At 74.1% G+C, this 16,749-nt stretch carries 13 protein-coding genes; 4 read left to right on the top strand and 9 right to left on the bottom strand.

Annotation, left to right across the window (positions count from 1 at the left end; all coding sequences use genetic code 11):
• Positions 1-23: 23 nt before the first annotated feature.
• From AVL61_RS14665 to AVL61_RS14640, 6 genes are all read right to left on the bottom strand, one after another.
• Complete coding sequence (locus AVL61_RS14665) at positions 24-686, bottom strand: TetR/AcrR family transcriptional regulator (protein WP_058875069.1); 663 nt, start codon at positions 684-686, stop codon at positions 24-26.
• 64 nt (positions 687-750) lie between these two features.
• Positions 751-1,461 (bottom strand): alpha/beta hydrolase, encoded by a 711-nt coding sequence (locus tag AVL61_RS14660; protein WP_058875068.1) that lies wholly within the window; start codon positions 1,459-1,461, stop codon positions 751-753.
• Between the two features lie 285 nt (positions 1,462-1,746).
• A complete protein-coding gene (locus AVL61_RS14655; RefSeq protein ID WP_058875067.1) occupies positions 1,747-2,727 on the bottom strand; it encodes an AraC-like ligand-binding domain-containing protein in 981 nt (326 codons plus the stop codon).
• A 79-nt stretch (positions 2,728-2,806) separates the two neighbouring features.
• Positions 2,807-3,211, bottom strand: a complete 405-nt coding sequence (locus tag AVL61_RS18050; RefSeq protein WP_157571454.1) for a hypothetical protein — start codon at positions 3,209-3,211, stop codon at positions 2,807-2,809.
• A 281-nt stretch (positions 3,212-3,492) separates the two neighbouring features.
• Positions 3,493-5,091, bottom strand: a complete 1,599-nt coding sequence (locus AVL61_RS14645) for an APC family permease (protein WP_082697196.1) — start codon at positions 5,089-5,091, stop codon at positions 3,493-3,495.
• Between the two features lie 3 nt (positions 5,092-5,094).
• The gene (locus AVL61_RS14640) at positions 5,095-7,191 is read right to left on the bottom strand and encodes a primary-amine oxidase (protein ID WP_269433320.1); all 2,097 of its coding nucleotides are present in this window, start codon (positions 7,189-7,191) and stop codon (positions 5,095-5,097) included.
• 204 nt (positions 7,192-7,395) lie between these two features.
• Between AVL61_RS14640 and AVL61_RS14635 the strand changes: the two genes are divergently transcribed.
• A complete protein-coding gene (locus AVL61_RS14635) occupies positions 7,396-8,175 on the top strand; it encodes a hypothetical protein (RefSeq protein ID WP_058875065.1) in 780 nt (259 codons plus the stop codon).
• 72 nt (positions 8,176-8,247) lie between these two features.
• Positions 8,248-9,423 carry a zinc-dependent alcohol dehydrogenase gene (locus AVL61_RS14630; RefSeq protein WP_058875064.1) on the top strand — a complete coding sequence of 392 codons (1,176 nt, stop codon included), beginning with the start codon at positions 8,248-8,250 and terminating at the stop codon, positions 9,421-9,423.
• A 202-nt stretch (positions 9,424-9,625) separates the two neighbouring features.
• Here the strand turns inward: AVL61_RS14630 and AVL61_RS14625 are convergent, their stop codons facing one another.
• Positions 9,626-10,909 carry a saccharopine dehydrogenase NADP-binding domain-containing protein gene (locus AVL61_RS14625; protein ID WP_058875063.1) on the bottom strand — a complete coding sequence of 428 codons (1,284 nt, stop codon included), beginning with the start codon at positions 10,907-10,909 and terminating at the stop codon, positions 9,626-9,628.
• Positions 10,910-11,121: 212 nt separating this feature from the next.
• Between AVL61_RS14625 and AVL61_RS14620 the strand changes: the two genes are divergently transcribed.
• The gene (locus AVL61_RS14620) at positions 11,122-12,048 is read left to right on the top strand and encodes a TspO/MBR family protein (RefSeq protein ID WP_058875062.1); all 927 of its coding nucleotides are present in this window, start codon (positions 11,122-11,124) and stop codon (positions 12,046-12,048) included.
• A 40-nt stretch (positions 12,049-12,088) separates the two neighbouring features.
• Here AVL61_RS14620 and AVL61_RS14615 read toward each other — a convergent pair whose 3' ends face one another.
• Together AVL61_RS14615 and AVL61_RS14610 are read right to left on the bottom strand one after the other, a co-directional pair.
• Positions 12,089-12,982, bottom strand: coding sequence for a fructosamine kinase family protein (locus AVL61_RS14615; RefSeq protein ID WP_058875061.1), 894 nt, complete (start codon positions 12,980-12,982; stop codon positions 12,089-12,091).
• Positions 12,983-12,992: 10 nt separating this feature from the next.
• Positions 12,993-15,074 (bottom strand): glycoside hydrolase family 15 protein, encoded by a 2,082-nt coding sequence (locus AVL61_RS14610; protein ID WP_231738432.1) that lies wholly within the window; start codon positions 15,072-15,074, stop codon positions 12,993-12,995.
• Between the two features lie 116 nt (positions 15,075-15,190).
• On the opposite strand from AVL61_RS14610, the gene AVL61_RS14605 reads away from it, so the two are divergent.
• A complete protein-coding gene (locus tag AVL61_RS14605) occupies positions 15,191-16,546 on the top strand; it encodes a glucose-6-phosphate dehydrogenase (protein ID WP_058875060.1) in 1,356 nt (451 codons plus the stop codon).
• Positions 16,547-16,749 lie beyond the last annotated feature (203 nt).

The raw sequence follows: 16,749 nt of genomic DNA, 5'->3' as shown, positions 1-16,749 counted from the left end.
GGAGCGCGGGCCGCGCGTGCGGGTCAGTCGGCGAACCCGTGGCGCAGGCGGTCCACGGCGGTGCGCAGCAGCCGGTGCCAGGTCATCCGGCTGTCGGGGGTGTCCACCGCACCGGTCTCCTCGGCCCACTTCTCGAAGGCCACGGCCAGGGCGTGGAGCAGCAGGCTCGCGAGCAGGTCCACGGTGAAGGCGGACGCGCCGGGGACCCGGTCGCTGATCTCGGCGGCGAGCCGGGCGGTGAGGGTCTGGAACACCTCGTGCGCCCACACCGCGGTGGTGGGACTGTCCTCGCTCGCGCCCATGAGCCGGGCGATGTGGCACATGGCCGGAACGAGCTCGGTGCGCTCGATGACGTCGGCCAGCTGCTCGAGGACGGCGCCGGGGCTCGGCCTCGCCGGCGGCGGGGTGGCCTCCACGACGCGGGCGAAGTTGTCGACGAACACCCCGAGCAGCTCGGTGAAGCGCGCGTAGACGGCGTCGTCCGCGGAGGCGAAGTGGTTGAAGATCGTGCGCCGGGAGACCCCGGCCCGCTCGGCGAGGTCGTTGACGGTGAAGCGTCCCACTCCCCGTTCCGCGGCGAGGGCCGCGGCGGCGTCGATGATCGAGCGGCGGTTGTGGTACTTCACCGCCTCCCGCCGGTCCTCCGGGGGGCGGTCCTGGGCCGGTTCGGCGGGCAGATTCGTCATAGTTCGTTACACTAGGTGCAAGAGTGCACTCCGTGCAACGTTGCACCGAGTGCAGTGGACCACATCAGGGTGCACCTGGAGTCCCGGACCATCCCAGCGCGTTGGTTGCCCGCCCCACCACGTCCGGCGGCACAGTGTGGCCGCCGTCGAACTCGACGAACGTGACGTCGTGGCCGTCGCGCTCCAGCGCGGGCACGATCCGCCTGCTGGTCCGGCCGATCGGGAGCACCTCGTCCGCGACGCCGTGCGAGACGAAGACCCGCGGCTTCCCCACCCGCTCGGCGGGCGGGACGAAGCCTGGGGAGAACGCCGCGATGCCGCCGAACAGGTCGCCGTTGGCGAGCCCCAGACCGAGGGCGTACGAGGCGCCGTCGGAGAAACCTGCGACGGAAACCCGGCCGGGATCCACCGGCACGAGCTCGAACGTGCGCCGCAGCGCGCGGTCGAGCACGGCGACGTCGGGGCCGTAGTCGCCGCCGACCGCGTCCCAGGTCGTCCCTCGGGAGGCGGGGGCGAGCACGGCGAACCCGTGCTCGCGGGCCGCGCGCCGCAGCAGGTCGAGCCCGCCGCGCGCGCTGCCGCCGGCCCCGTGCAGCGACACGACGAGCGGCACGGACCCCTCCGCCCCGGGGGGCACGTAGAGCAGGGCGTCCCGCTCGTCCGCCACGCCGAGCTCGCGCTCGCCCGGGTCGGCCGGCCCGGTGGGCTCGCCCGCACCGGGGCGGGCCGACAGGGATGCGCGGCCCTGCCGCGCGCTGTCTCCGTCCGGTGGCATCGGCGTCCTCGTCCCCGTGCAGGCGGGAACCGCTGCCGTCAGCCCCAGGAGGGCGCCGGCGGCGAGGAGCGCCCGCCGAGTCGTCATGGAGGCGACCCTACGCCCGATGCTCCGTGCCGCACGAGGTCCATGGTCGGGACATCGGGGGCCGCCCGGACCCCGTTCTCCGAGGCTTTCCCGGATGCCACGCCCCGCACGGACCGCGGCACCGGCTGCCGCGGTGCAGGACCCCCGTGCGGCCCGGGCGGCAGGACGGGGCGGCAGCACGGGCGTCCTGCCCCGATGTCAGGCGGGCGGGTCCGCCAGGGCCCGGGCGCGCGCCGCGGACGGCGAGACGCCGTAGGCGGCCTTGAACACGCGGGAGAAGTGGGCGGCGTCGGGGAAGCCCCACCGGGCGGCGATCCGCGCCACGGGAACCCCGGCGCTCATGGGGTCCTCGAGCGCGCGCCGGCACCGCTCGAGCCGGCGCGTGCGGACCCAGGTCGAGACGGTGGTGCCCTCGTCCTGGAAGACCTGGTGCAGCCGCCGCACGGAGATGTAGTGCGCCCGGGCGATCGTGGTGGGGTCGAGGTCCGGCCGGCCGAGATTGGCCTCGACCCAGTCGTGCACGCGGGCCCGCAGCCGGTCCTTCTCGTGCGCGGAGGCCGCCACCTGGTCGTCGAGCTCGAGGTTGAAGGACGTGGTGAGCAGGTCGAGGGCGGAGTTGCCGAGCCGCTGGCCGTTCATCCCGGTCAGCGCGTCCATGTGCTCGGCCATCGACGCGAGGAAGGACGCCACCATGTCGTGCACGGCGCCCTCGGGGCCGAGCCGGCAGGCCCGCAGCTGCGCGACGGCGGCCGGCGGGAGGTCGAGGACGCGGTGGTCGAACATCAGCACCAGCAGCCGGGACTCCTCGGGGAACTCCAGGCGGTAGGGCTCGGAGGTGTCGTAGAGGGTCAGGTCCCCGGGGTTCAGAACGCTGCGCCGGCCGTCCTGCTCGACGACGCAGCGCCCCTCGAGCTGCAGGTTCACCTTGAAGCGCCCGCCGCCGGTGTCCCCGGGCCCGGTGGGAACGCGCTCGACCGCGTGCGGCGAGAACCGCAGGTGCGAGACGTGCAGGTTCCCCGCCTCCCGGCCCACGATCCCCGCCCGGAAGGTCCGGGCGGCCGTGGTGGTGCAGCTCAGGGGCACGAAGGAGCGGGAGGTCAGACGCGACCAGTCCCGGATGGACTCCACGAGCTCAGGGCTCGTCGCGGTCCGTCCCGGTCCGGCCGGCGTCAGCCCCATCGCTCGATCCCTCCCTGTCCGGCACGGTGCGGACCACCGGGGCCCGCACCGTGACTGGCATCACATCTGGATCGCCATATTAGACCGGTTGGTAGGTAATTCGCTGTTTGTGTCGTCGCGTCCAGCCGACGGCGAGGGCCGCCACGGCGAGCTCGACCCCCACCACGAGGAGCATGCCGCCGTGGCCCGCCCCGGCGGCGGCCTCCACCGGGGCCGCTCCCCCGTGGTGGGCGTGGGCGCCGTGCGTCCCTCCGGCCAGCAACGGGAGGAGCAGCACGTGGCCGAGCGCCATCGCGAGGGCCATGCCCATGGTCATCCGCACCGGGCCGGCGGGGTCGCCGGCCCGGACGAGCCCGGCGAGGCAGGACAGGCACAGCAGCGCCATGACCCCCATGAGCACCGACCACCCGGGCCCGTGGGCACCGGCGAGGGCCATCTGCGCGTGCAGGGCGACGGAGGTGGCCACGCCCAGCACGAGCAGCACCCGGAGGAGGTCCGTCCCGCGGCGGGTCTCCCGGGGCTGCCCGCCCGACCGGCCCGGTGCCCGGAGGAGGTCCGTCCCGCGGCGGGTCTCCCGGGGCTGCCCGCCCGGCCGGCCCGGTGCCCGGAGGAGGTCGGCCCCGCCACGCGCTTCCCCGGAGCGTCCGGCCGACCGGTCCGGTGCCCGGAGGAGGTCGACCCCACGGGGCGCTTCCCCGGACTGCCCGACCGACCGACCCGGTGCCCGGTGCATTTCCGGCATCCCGCCCGCCGGCTCCAGGACGGTCACCGCGCGTCCCCGGCCACGCCGGCCGCCTCGGGCGCCCCGGACTGCTCGGAGGCCGCGGACTCCCCCGGAGTCTCCGGCGGTGCCACGGACCCGCCGCCCTCCACGGCGCGGCCCGAGCCGACCCCGGCGAACACCTCGGGCCGGCGGCGGCGGAGGTACTCGCCCCAGAGCAGGCCCGCGAGCCCGGCGGCCAGGATGATCGCCGGCATGACGACGGCCAGGAGGCTGGGCCCCTCGGCGCCGATGAGCACGTCGAAGTTCACCAGGACCAGCAGGAAGACCGTTCCCAGTCCCACCGCGGACAGTCCGGGGGTGATCCAGCGCACCCAGGCGGACTGCCCGTCCGGATCCCGCCGGAAGTGCCCGATGACCGCCAGGGAGGTGATGGCCAGCAGGAAGATCAGCCCGAAGGCCCCCGCGTTGACGAGCCACGTGAACAGGGTCAGCACCGGGAAGAGCGGGCCGAGCTCGGAGCCCTGCCCGGCGATCGCGAAGACCGTCACGAGCACCACGGCGAGCGCGCTCTGCGCGAGGGAGCCCGCCACCGGGGCGTGGTTGCGCTGCCCGACGGCGCCCAGCCACCGCGGGAGCACGCTCTCGCGGCCCAGGGAGAAGAAGTACCGGGCCACCGCGTTGTGGAAGGCGATGAGCGCGGCCAGCAGGCTGGTGATGAACAGGACCTGGGCGATGTCCGCGAGCAGCACCCCGCCGTGCTCGCCCAGGAACACGAACACGAGGTCCGGCCCGTACTCCTGGGAGGCGGCCACGATCCCGCCCGGGCCGACGCCCACGGCCAGGGCCCACGCGGAGACGGCGTAGAACACCGAGATGATCGCCACCGCGGTGAACGTGGCCCGCGGAACGGCGCGCGCGGGGTCCTTGGCCTCCTCGCTGTAGATCGCGGCGGACTCGAAGCCCATGAACGCGGCGATGCCGAAGGACAGCACGGCGCCGATCCCGTAGGTGAAGAACTCGGACGGCATCAGGGGCTGGGCGCTGAGACCCTCCGGCGCCACTCCCAGGGAGACCACGTCGACCACGATCACCACGAGGAACTCGAGGGTGACCAGGACCGCGATGACCTTCGCGGAGAGGTCGACCCGACTGACCCCCAGCAGCCCCACGAGGACGAGCCCGGCGAGGGCGGCCGCCCACCACGGCACCGCGAGCCCGAGGCGCGCCTCCAGGAAGGAGGACAGGACGAAGCCGAAAATCCCGTAGAGCCCGATCTGCATCGCGTTGTAGCTGATGAGGGCGAGCCAGGAGGCCCCGATGCCCTGCCGGGCGCCGAGCCCGTCGGCCACGTAGGCGTAGAAGGCGCCGGCATTGGTGATCCGCGAGGACATCGCCCCGTAGCCCACGGCGAACAGGGCGAGGATCACCCCGAGGACGAGGAACCCGAGGGGCACCCCGAGCAAGCCGGTCACGGCGAACGTGGACGGGACGCCGCCGGCGAGGACGGTGAGCGGCGCGGAGGCCGCGATGATGAGGAAGACCAGCGACGGGACGGTCAGCGTCCGGCGCTCCAGGCCCGTGCTCTCGGTGAGGTGGCCGTGCTCGGCGGCCCGGTCGCTGCGGTTCACGTCAGTGCTCACGGTTCAGCCCTCGCAGCCGCAGTCGTGGGCGGGGCGGGCGCTGCCGTGCTCCCGGCCCGGGTGGACGCCGCCGTGGTCGTGGCCCGTGATGGCGTGGGCGCCCTCCGTGGCGGGCACCGGATCGGCGTGGCCCACCTCGGTGCCGCAGCACGTGCCGCCGGCGGTGGACCAGTCCGGCAGGTCGAGCGCCGGGTTGCGGTCCAGGAAGCCGTAGGGCTTGAACCAGAAGCCGTAGTAGTCCACGGGCATCACCGGCCAGTCCTCGGTGCGCGGGATGTGGGTGGGCCCGAAGGTGTGCCACAGCACCACGTCGGTGTTCTCCAGCGAGCGGTCCTGCTGCACCCACTCGCCGAGGCCCCCGCCGGCGTGCTGGTTGGGGTACACGCCCGCGGGGAAGCGCTCGTCCTCGTCGAAGGGGGTCACCCACAGGTGGTGGGTGGCGAACTGGGCCCGCTTCCAGGCCGAGGAGCCCTCGGCGGCGAGCAGCCGCGGGCCCGGCATGGGGATCAGGTGGTAGGCGGTGGGCTCGCCCACGTGGTTGCGGCGGTTGGGGTTGGTCACGAACCACTTGCGCCCGGTCTCGGCGTTCGCGTCCCGGACGCCCTCGGACTCGCGGGTCACGTCGGTGCGCGACCACGTGAAGGCGTTGCCGTACGGGTTGTCCTCGCCCATGGGGATGCGCACCAGGTTCTCCTCCTGCACGGAGTTCTCCGTCCCGTCGACGGCGACGTCGAGACGGGCACAGAAGATGTGCTGGTGCACCGGCGCCTGGATCCCCGGGGCGATCTCGTTGGAGTGCCGGTTCGGCTTCCCGGGCTCGCACGCGCCGGCGAAGACGATGCCGGTGGCCTTGGCCTCCACCTGGATGGAGCCGTCGAGGTAGAAGTACCAGAAGAAGCCGTACTCGTAGTTGCCGATCGTCGCGAAGTAGCTGATCACCAGCCGGCGGGAGCGGCGCACCTGCGGGGCCTCCCCGAACTCGGTGTGCTTCCAGAGCACGCCGTAGTCCTCCTCGTGCATGCACACCGCGTGCGGGATCTCCATGGGGTGGCCCTCGTCGTCGGCCACGAACGCGTCGAAGTACTTGATGACCCCCAGGCAGTCGCAGCCGAGCTTGAGGGAGTTGGCGTTCTTGCCGAGCAGGTACTCCCCGGCGTCGAAGTAGCTGATCCAGAAGCGGGTGTTCGTGGTGTCCCCGTAGGGCACCACCATCTCCGGCACGGAGCCGCGGTAGAGCACCGAGCGGTCCTCGGGCTGCTCCCCGGTGTCGTCGCGGAAGGTGACCTGGTTGAGCACCAGGCCCTCCTGGGCGTTGAAGCCGATGCGCAGCTTCCAGTTCTCCCAGGTGACGTGGGTGCCGTCGACCTGGAAGGACGGGCCCTCCGGCTGGACGATGTCGAGGGGCTTGAGGGTGGTCCGGGCCGGGCCGACGTGCTCGGGGGTGTAGTTGGCGTCCGCCATGGGCACGGGCACGTCGCCGTCGTCCTCGACCCGGATGACCTCCCCGGCCGTGAGGTCGATGTGCACGATGAGCCCCTCGACGGGGTGGCCCCACGGGTTGTCGCCCTCGAAGCGGCGGTGGAAGGTCAGGGAGCGCATGACCCGCTTGCCCGTCTCGTCCTCCCGCGGGAAGAAGCCGGGCGCCAGCGGGGCCACGAACGTGTGCGTGGTGTCCTCGATCCCCCGGCGGGCCATGGCCTCCTGCCAGCGCGGATCGGCCATCACGATCTCCGCGGCGCGGTCGTACTCCTCGAACATGTACTGCGCCTGCCCGTAGGGGTGCTCCCCCGTCCGCAGGGTCTCGACCGAGAGGACCGCACCGGCGGTCACGGAGACGAGCACGCGCCGCGTCTCGGCGGTGTCGGTGTCCAGCAGCGTGATGTCGAGCGACCGGTCGAAGTCGTCGCCGTCCGTGTGCGCCAGGACGACGGACTTCGGGGGCTCCACGGGCATCACCCGGGGGAACCGGGTGGACGGGCGCAGGAGGCCGGCCTGCTCCAGGACGGCGCGGGCCGCGGAGATCTCGGCGGCGGTCAGCATGTCGAGCGGGTGGGTGACCCCGAGCTCGGAGGGCGAGGTGGTGAGAGCGGTCTGCTGCACGGTGGTACTCCTTCGGCGGGAACGGGTGCGACCCCGGGTGGGAACACGATCAGTGTGAGCGCGGACACAGCCCCGGGAGCGGGCCCGAGGCGTTCACTGCACGCGCCGTCAACGGGCGTGCGCGGGCGGTCAAGGGAACCGCGTTCCGGGCGGCGTGGCCTACCGTGGGCCCAGGGAAAAGCCGGCGCGACGGGAAGGACAGCAGTGGAACGGGAGGACAGCGCCCGGCGCGCGGACCGGCGGCCGGTCGACGAGGAGGAGCAGCTCGGGCTGGCGGAGGGGCTCGCACGCCGGCTCGACCGGCCGATGGGCGTGCTGGGCGTCCTGTTCCTGTTCGTGGTGCTGGGCCAGCTGCTGGCCGAGGACGAGGGGCTCGTGGCCCTGCTCAACGTGGTCGGCTGGCTCTTCTGGGCCGTGTTCGTCGGGGAGTTCCTGCTCCGGGCCTACGTGGCCCGGTTCTCGGCCCGGTTCTGGAAGCGCAACTGGTGGCAGGTGCTGTTCCTGCTGCTGCCCTTCCTGCGCTTCGTCCGCGCGCTGCAGGCCGCCCGGCTGCTCCGGCTGACCCGGCTCACCCGGGCGGGGAGCGTGCTCTCGGCCGGGGTGCGCGGCTCGCGCTCCGCGGGGAAGCTGCTGTCCAGCCGGATCGGCTGGCTCGCGGCGGTCACCGGCGTCGTGGTGCTGGTCTCCAGCCAGCTGCTGTACGTCCTCGGCCACTACGCGGAGTACGGCCCGGCGCTCTCCGACGCGGCGATGTCCACGGTCACGGGCCGGGAGCTCGGGGCGCAGGGCGGCTTCCCCCGCGTGCTGGAGGTGGTGCTGGCGCTCTACTCGGTGGCCGTCTTCGCCACCCTCGCCGGCTCCGTCGGGGCGTACTTCCTCCGGGGCGAGGCCGCGGCCGGATCAGAGGCTGCCTCGCAGCCCGGACCGGGGTCCGCACCGGGGTCCGGGACCGGCCACTATGCGGGCCGGGAGAGCGCCGAGTAGGCTGGGGCCGACCGAACAGATCAGCAGGCTGTCCATCCGGCCCGGAGGGGACGGCCCTGAGAAGGAGGATCGATGAAGGCTCTGACATGGCAGGGAAAGCGCTCCGTGAGCGTCGAGGAGGTCCCGGATCCGCAGATCCAGGAGCCCACGGACGCGATCGTCCGGATCACCTCGTCCGGGATCTGCGGGTCGGACCTGCACCTGTACGAGGTGCTGGGCCCGTTCATGGACAAGGGCGACATCATCGGCCACGAGCCGATGGGCATCGTCGAGGAGGTCGGCTCGGCCGTCACCCACATCAAGGCCGGGGACCGTGTGGTCATCCCGTTCAACGTCTCCTGCGGGCACTGCTTCATGTGCAACCAGGGGCTGCAGTCGCAGTGCGAGACCACGCAGGTCCGCGAGTACAACAGCGGCGCGGCGTTCCTCGGCTACTCGCGGCTCTACGGCTCGGTGCCGGGCGGCCAGGCCGAGTACCTCCGGGTGCCGCACGCCGACTACGGGCCCATCAAGGTCCCCGAGACCGGTGAGGACGAGCGGTACCTGTACCTCTCCGACGTGGTGCCCACCGCGTGGCAGGCCGTGAAGTACGCCGCTCCCCCGGAGGGCGGCTCCCTGGCCGTGCTGGGCCTGGGGCCGATCGGCCAGATGTCCGCCCGGATCGGCCGGCACCTGGGCTACCGCGTGCTCGCGGTGGACCCGGTCGCCGAGCGCCGGGCGATGGCCGAGCGCCACGGCATCGAGACGCTGGATTCCTCGGGCGACGTGGCCGAGCGGCTGAAGGACCTCACCGATGGCCGCGGTCCGGACTCCGTGGTGGACGCGGTCGGGATGGAGGCGCACGGCTCCCACGTGGCCGGCGTGGCGCACAAGGCGGTGGGACTGCTGCCGTCCCCGCTGGGCCGTAAGGCGATGGAGACGGCCGGGGTGGACAAGCTCGACGCGCTGTACACCGCCATCGACGCCGTCCGGCGCGGCGGGACGATCTCGCTCAGCGGCGTGTACGGCGGCATGAAGGACCCCATGCCGATGCTCACGCTGTTCGACAAGCAGGTCCAGATGCGCATGGGCCAGTGCAACGTGAAGTTCTGGATCGACGAGCTCCTGCCGCTCGTGGACGACCCCTCGGACCCGCTGGGCGTGCTCGACCTGGCGACCCACCAGGTGCCGCTGGCGCAGGCGCCCGAGATGTACGAGAAGTTCCAGAAGAAGGAGGACGGCTGCATCAAGGTGGTGCTCAAGCCGTAGCCCCGCCCATCGCGGACGTGCCGCCGGCCCCCGTTCCTCGCGAAGGACGGGGGCCGGCGCGTGCCCGGCCCCCGGCGCTCACCGGCAGTGCCCGGCCGGCCGCGCCGGGCCCACGAGTTCGGCTCGCCCTGTTCAGCCCGACCCGTGCAACCCACCGGGTCCAGTTCGCCCGGTTCAGCCCACCGAGTTCAGCTCGACCTGCTCAGCCCACCGTGATGCGCACCCGGGCGGGCAGCAGGGCGTCGAGGTCGCCGTCCAGGGCGAGGGCGGGCGTGGACGAGCCGAGGGCCGCGTCCGGGACGCCGTGCACCGCCATGCGCAGGGCGAGCTCCGTGGTCAGCCACGGGGTGGTGCCGTAGCCGGGGTTGCCCTGCGCCTCCAGCACGCCGGGGAAGCTGCTCCCCTCGTGGGTGGTGAACGTGCCGCGGGTGGTCCAGGACCAGCCGGTGAGCACGTCGCCCACCGGGCCCGTGCCGACCTGGGGCAGGACTCCCGACAGGACGCCGGCGAGCCCCGCGCGCACCGGGTGCGGCAGGCCGGTGGCGAGCCCGGCGAGCGCCTGGAAGGCGGCCACCGCCTGCGCCGCGGCGAGGCGCCCGGCGCCCCGGAGCCCGCCCGAGCGGCCGACGGCCATGGCCTCGCGGAAGGCCACGGGGCGGGCGGCGGCCCCCGGGACGGGGCTGAGGGCCTGGGTGCGGTGCACCACCGGGGGGTTGATCGCCGCGAGCGGGCTCATGGCCGCGAGCACCCGGCCGTCGGCGGTCCGGGCGCGCAGGCGCAGGGGACTGAACGCACGGACGGCGTCGGGGTCCGCGGCGGTCCCGCTGCCGGGCGCGGGGTCCGGCAGGCGGGCGGCGACGTCCCCGGTGCGGGCCGGGTCGGGGTCACGCAGCACCTCGACGAGGCTCTGCACGGTCCCGCCCGAGACCGACTCCGAGAACCCGGTCCCCGGCGGGGTGCGCACGGAGGTCACGAGGTCCGCGGTGCGCAGTGTCTCGCCGCGGGCGGCGGCGTGCCGGCGGGCGGCGTCGACGAGGACGTCGGCGGGCAGGGCCTCGAAGCCGGCCGTGTGCACCAGGGCCACCCCGGCGGCCCGCGCGGCCCCGTGCAGCTCCCGGTCCGTCCGGTGCACGAGCTGGGACTCGCCCGTCACGTCGACGTAGTGGGTGCCCTCCGCGACGCACGCGGCGAGCACCGGGGGCGCCAGCCGCGTGTAGGGTCCGGCGAGATCGACCAGCACGTCGGCCCGGCGGACGAACGCACGCAGGGAGCCGGGGTCCGCGATGTCGGCGTGCAGGACCTCGGGGACGGGGAGGTCGCGCTCGGCGCACAGGGCGCGCACGCGCTCGGGGTCCCGGGCGCCGACGACGACGTCCACCCCCGCCTCGGGCGCCCGCGCCAGGAGATGGGCCAGCGCCGTGCGACCGGTGATGCCGGTGGCGCCGAGCAGGCCCACGACGGGCCGGGAGTTCTCGTGGGGTTTCATCCGGCCACTCTAGGGGACCGGCTGGGCGGCCGGGCGGGAGCGGGAGCGGGAGCATTCGCCAGGAGCGCCCAGCGCCGCTCCGTCCCTGGTGGCGGTCAGGTCCAGGGCCTACCGTGGCGGTCAAGGATCCGCACTCCGCCCACCTGCGCTCCACCACCTGCGCTCCCTCGGCCATCGCCGCTCGACCGGCGCCACTCGAGAAAGGCCCTTCCGTGACCGCCACCCCTGCCTCCCCCGCCGGCACCCGCCGTACCGACCCGCGGCCCACCACCGCGGACCGCGTCCGTCAGGTCGTGGTCACCGTCAGCGAGATCGCGTGCCTCCTGGGCACCCTCGTGGGGATCGGGGTCTTCGGCACCCGGGTCGAGGAGTCCTCCGGCGGCAGCCTCTCCGCGGACGCCACCCTGCTCGCGCCGGCCGGCACGGCGTTCTCGATCTGGTCGGTGATCTATCTGGGGCTGTTCGCCTACACCGTCTGGCAGTGGCTGCCCTCCCGGACCACGGACCGCCGCGCGCGGGCCACGGGCGGGCTCGCGGCGGCCTCCATGCTCCTCAACGCCGGCTGGCTGCTGGTCACCCAGCAGGGCTGGATCTGGACGAGCGTCGGGGTCATCGTCGCCCTGGTCCTGATCCTGGGCCTGCTGGTGGACCGCCTGACGCGCGTCCCCGGCCGGCGCGGCCCGCTCGACCTGGTGGTGGTCGACGGCACCTTCGGTCTGTACCTGGGCTGGGTGTCCGTCGCGACGGCGGCCAACGTGGCGGCCGCCCTCGTGGCCTCGGGCGTGTCGCAGGAGGGCCGGGGCGCCGAGTGGATCGGCGTCGCCGTCGTGCTCGTGCTCGCCGTGGTCGTCGCCGCGATCCAGCGGCGGGTCGGCGGCCGCTGGGCCGTGGCCGCCGCGGCCGCGTGGGGGCTGTCCTGGATCGCGATCGGCCGGGCCACGGACGAGCCGCGGTCCATGATCGTGGCCTGGGGCGCGGCCGCGGCCGCGATCCTGGTGGTGCTGGCCACGGCGTACTTCCGCCGGCGCGCCGACCTCCCGCAGGATGCCGGCCAGCAGGGAGCAGACCGGCCCGGTGCCGATCAGCACGGGGCCGACCGGGGAGCGGACACCGCCCGGCCGGTGGACGAGCAGCGCTGAGGCCGTCACTCCGGGACGCCGCCGGTCCTGGCGCCGCCGGTCAGCCGCGCAGCCGCAGGAGCGCCCGCACGGCCGCGTCCCCGTAGCCGCCGCCGAACCGGACGGCGTGCACCAGCAGCGGCGGCAGCTGGTACCACGGCACCCGGTCCTGCCAGCCGGACGCGAGCGGGTGCTCGGCGTCGTAGGCGGCCAGGCACTCCTCGTCGAAACCGCCGAAGAGCAGCATCATCGCGATGTCGACCTCGCGGTGCCCCCAGTAGGCCGACGGGTCGATCAGCCAGTTCCGCCCGGCGGCGTCGACGAGCCGGTTCCCGGCCCACAGGTCGCCGTGCACGAGGGTGGGCGGCTCCTGCGGTCCGGCGAGCTCCTGGGCCCTGGGGGCGAGCTCGTCGAGCAGGTCCGCGGCGCGCGGGTCGATCCGGCCGGCCCCGAGCGCGTCCCGCAGCAGCGGGCGGATCCGCCGCTCGAGCAGGAACCCCGCCCAGTCCTGCGTGGGGGACAGGTCCACCCCGAAGGAGCCGATCCGCCCGGGCAGCTCCGGGTCCAGGGCGCCGAAGGCCCTGCCCTGCGCACGGTGCAGGGCCGCGAGCCCGCGCCCGCACTCCTCCTCGGTCCCGGGAGGGCGCCGGCCCGGGGCCTCGTCGATCCACTCGAGGACGATGCCGTCGTCCGTCCAGCGCACGACCTCCGGCACCCCGAGGAACTCCGGGGCGTGCTCCCGCAGCGCGTGCAGGCCGGCGACCTCCGCCGCCATCATCCCGGCGGGCGGGTCCGCCATCGTCTTGGCGAACAGGAGTCCTCCCGCCGCCTCCAGGCGGAAGGCCGACGCGGTGTCGCCGCCGCCGAGAGGCGCCGCCCGTTCCACCCCGAGGCCGTCGACGAGGTCGTGCGGGAGGTCGTGCAGCGGGCCGGCCGCCCGGTCGGAGGTGCTCATGGCGTCCGCCCTACTTCCCTGTGGTCTGGGGCGGGTCGTGGCTCGCGTCCTGGGGCGCGTTCCTCCCCGCGTCCTTCGCCGTCTCCTTCGCCGCGTCACGCCCCGCGTCCTCCACCGCGTCCTTCACTGCGCTCTCTCCCGGGTTCCTCGCCGCGTTCTCCTCCGCGGCGCTGCCGGGGTCGACGTCGGCGCGGGCCCGCGCCCGCACCACGGCGTCGACGGCGCGGATGAACCCGAGGTGGCTGAAGGCCTGCGGGAAGTTCCCGGCGAGCCGCCCGCCGGCGGGGTCGTACTCCTCCGCGTAGAGGCCGAGGTCGTTGGCGTAGCCCACGAGCTGCTCCAGGAGCTCGCCGGCGTCGTCCATCCGCCCGCTGCGGGCGTACTGCTCCACGAGCCAGAACGTGCAGATGAGGAACGGGTACTCGTCGCCCTCGAGACCGTCCAGGCCGGAGGCGGTCCGGTAGCGGTGCACCAGTCCGTGCTCGCCCCGCAGGTCCCGTTCGATCCGGGCCACGGTGCCGAGCATCCGCGGGTCGTCGTAGGCCACGAAGCCCGTGTGCGGCAGCTGCAGCAGCGAGGCGTCCACCTCGGTGTTCTCGTAGGTCTGCGTGAACGTGTTCAGCTCCGCGTCGAAGCCGTGCTCCATGATCTCGGCGCACAGCCGCTCCCGCAGCTCCCGCCAGCGCTCCACCGGCCCGGAGAGCCCGTGCTCCTCGACGGCGCGCACCCCCTGGTCGAAGGCCGCCCACATCATGGCGCGCCCGTGCACGAAGAACGCGGAGGGTCCGCGCATCTCCCAGATCCCGTGGCCGGCCCGGTCGAAGTTGCGCTCGCAGAAGCGCAGCAGGTTCTTCTGCAGCCCCCACGACCACCGGTCCTCCTCCACGCCCGCGTCCCGGAGGGCGGCGAGCGCCAGCATGACCTCCCCGACGACGTCCGCCTGGTACTGGCCCACGGCGCCGTTGCCGATCCGCACGGGAGTCGACTCCTCGTACCCCCCGAGGTGGTCCAGCTCGCTCTCGGGCAGCTGCCGCTCCCCCGCCAGGCCGTACATGATCTGGATCTGGTCGGGGTCCCCGGCCACGGCCCGCAGCAGCCAGTTGCGCCAGTGCAGGGCGCCGTCGGTGAAGTCGTGGGCGACGAGCACCTCGATGGTCAGGGCGGCGTCCCGGAGCCAGGTGTAGCGGTAGTCCCAGTTGCGGCTGCCCCCGAACTCCTCGGGCAGCGAGGTGGTGGGGGCCGCCACGATCCCTCCGGTGCCCCGGTGGGTGAGGGCCCGGAGCACGAGCAGCGAGCGCAGGACCGCCTGCTCGTGGCGCTTGTGCGTGCTCACGTGGGAGGACCACTCGGTCCAGAAGGACACCGACCGGTCGAGGGCGGCGGCGGGGTCCACGGGGACGGGCAGCCCGTGGTGGGACTCGTGCCAGGTCAGCACCCAGTCGAGGGACTCCCCCGCCGAGAGCGGGAAGCGCCCGCCGAGCCGGTCGGCGACAGCGCCCTCCTCGTCGTCGGCGTGCCCCGGTTCCTCCGGATCGGTCCTCTCGAGCGGGTCGGCGCGGGGGAAGTCCTCGGGGTGCAGCATGGGCCCCGTCAGGAGCAGGGCGTCCGGACCGGCGATCGACAGGTGTCCGCACGTGCCCTCGCCGTCGATGTCGACCCGCCGGGTCCAGGGCAGGGCGCGGCCGTAGTCGAAACGGATCCGCAGGTCGTGCTCCACCTCGACCGTTCCCGAGACGCACTCGACCCGCCGGACGAGGTCGGCGTGGTCCGGGTGGTCGTCCCGGGCCGCCACCGGGGGCAGGAAGTCGGTCACCACCACGGTCCCGGTGGGGGTGCGCCACGTCGTCTCGAGCACGAAGGTGCGGGGCAGGTAGCGGCGCGAGGTGACCTCGCCGTCGACGGCGGAGATCTTCCAGCGCCCGTCCTCGGGCGTCCCGAGCAGGGCCGCGAAGACGGACGGCGAGTCGAAGCGGGGGAAGCACAGCCAGTCGACGCTGCCGTCCCGGGACACGAGAGGCCCGGTGTGCAGGTCGGACAGCAGCGCGTAGTCCTCCAAGGGGGTGGACGGGGACAGGGTCGCGTCGTCGCTCATCCACCCATTCAACCAGCCGCGGCCCGTCGTGCGCCGGACACGGCCCCGCCACCGTCGCTCGGCGACGACCGGGGCCGGCAGCACGGGAGGCGCGGCTCCCGGGGTACCGTGCAGACATGACGAGCATCAGGACCCTGATCATCCTCGGCGCCACCGGCGACCTCACGTCCCGCCTGCTCCTGCCGGGCCTGGGCACGCTCCTGAGCACGGCGCCGGAGCTGCGGATCGACGTGGTCGGCTCCTCCCGGGAGCCCGCGGAGCACTGGGAGCAGGTCGTGGCGGAGGCCTTCGACTCGGTCGGCGCGACCGGACCCGCCGCCGCGCACACGCGGGACAGCGCCCGCTACGTGCCGGGCGACGTCACCGACGCCGGCGACCTCGAACGCCTCCTCGACGGCGTGGAGGGTCCCGTCTGCCTGTACTTCGCCCTGCCGCCTGCGGTCACCGCGCAGGCGTGCGAGGTCATGGCCGGGATGGAGCTGCCGGAGGACCTGGTGCTGGCCCTCGAGAAGCCGATCGGCTCCGACACGGAGACCGCCCGGGAGCTGAACCGGCTCGTGGGCCGGCTCGTCCCGGAGGAGCGGACCTTCCGGGTGGACCACTTCCTGGGCATGCCGGCGGTGCTCAACTTCGTGGGGCTGCGCTTCGCCAACCGGCTGCTGGAGCCGCTCATGAGCCGGGAGCACGTGGAGTCCGTGGAGATCGTCTTCGACGAGACCCTGGGCCTGGAGGGCCGCGCGGGGTTCTACGACGCCACGGGAGCGCTGCGGGACATGATCCAGTCCCACCTGCTGCAGGTCATGGCCCTCGTCATGATGGAACCGCCCTCCTCGTTCGACCAGGTGGAGATCCCCACGCTGACCAGCCACGTGCTGCGGGCCGCGAAGCTGTGGGAGGGCGACGTCGCGGCGGCCGCGGCCCGGGGCCGCTACACCGCGGGCAGCGTGGACGGCCGCGAGCTGCCCGACTACACGGGCGAGGACGGGGTGGACCCGGAGCGCGGGACGGAGACGTTCGCGCAGCTGGTGCTCGAGGTCGACACGTGGCGCTGGAACGGCGTGCCGGTCACCCTGCGCTCGGGCAAGGCGGTGGGCAACCCCCGCCAGGAGATCGTCATCACGTTCCGCCGCCCGCCGCACGACTACGAGCAGCTGCCCCACTCGGGCGACGTGGCGCCGAACGTCCTGCGCATGGGTCTCGAGGAGGAGCAGCTGAGCCTGGAGCTCAACGTGGGCGGACCCTTCGACTCCCGCGGGATGACCCGGGTGACGCTCTCGTCCGGAATGGCCCGGCCCGGCCTGACCGCCTACGGCAGCGTGCTGCGGGGCATCCTCGAGGGCGACCACACCTTCAGCGTCCGCGGGGACGCGGCGGAGCAGGGGTGGCGCATCGTCGAGGAGGTGCTGACCGCCTTCGAGGACGGCCGGGTCCCGCTGCTCGAGTACCCAGCCGGCAGCTCCGGACCCGTCTGAGTGGGTCCGCGCAGGCCGGCGGTTCCCCGTCGTCGGGATCCCTCCCCGGACCCGCTGGGCGCCCCGCCGGGGTCTCCCCCGGGGACTTCCGCCGGAGTCCCCGGCGACAGGCCGCGGGGTGCCGGGACGCCCTGGGGACGCCCCGGCACCCGAGGGGTCAGAGGTCGCCGATGGCGGAGCCGAGCAGGCGGACCGGCTCGAAG

It is taken from the genome of Kocuria rosea subsp. polaris, from assembly GCF_001483755.1.
GTDB lineage: Bacteria > Actinomycetota > Actinomycetes > Actinomycetales > Micrococcaceae > Kocuria > Kocuria cellulosilytica.
Note: the sequence above shows the minus strand (reverse complement) of the source record. Positions and strands in the feature narration are given on the sequence as shown.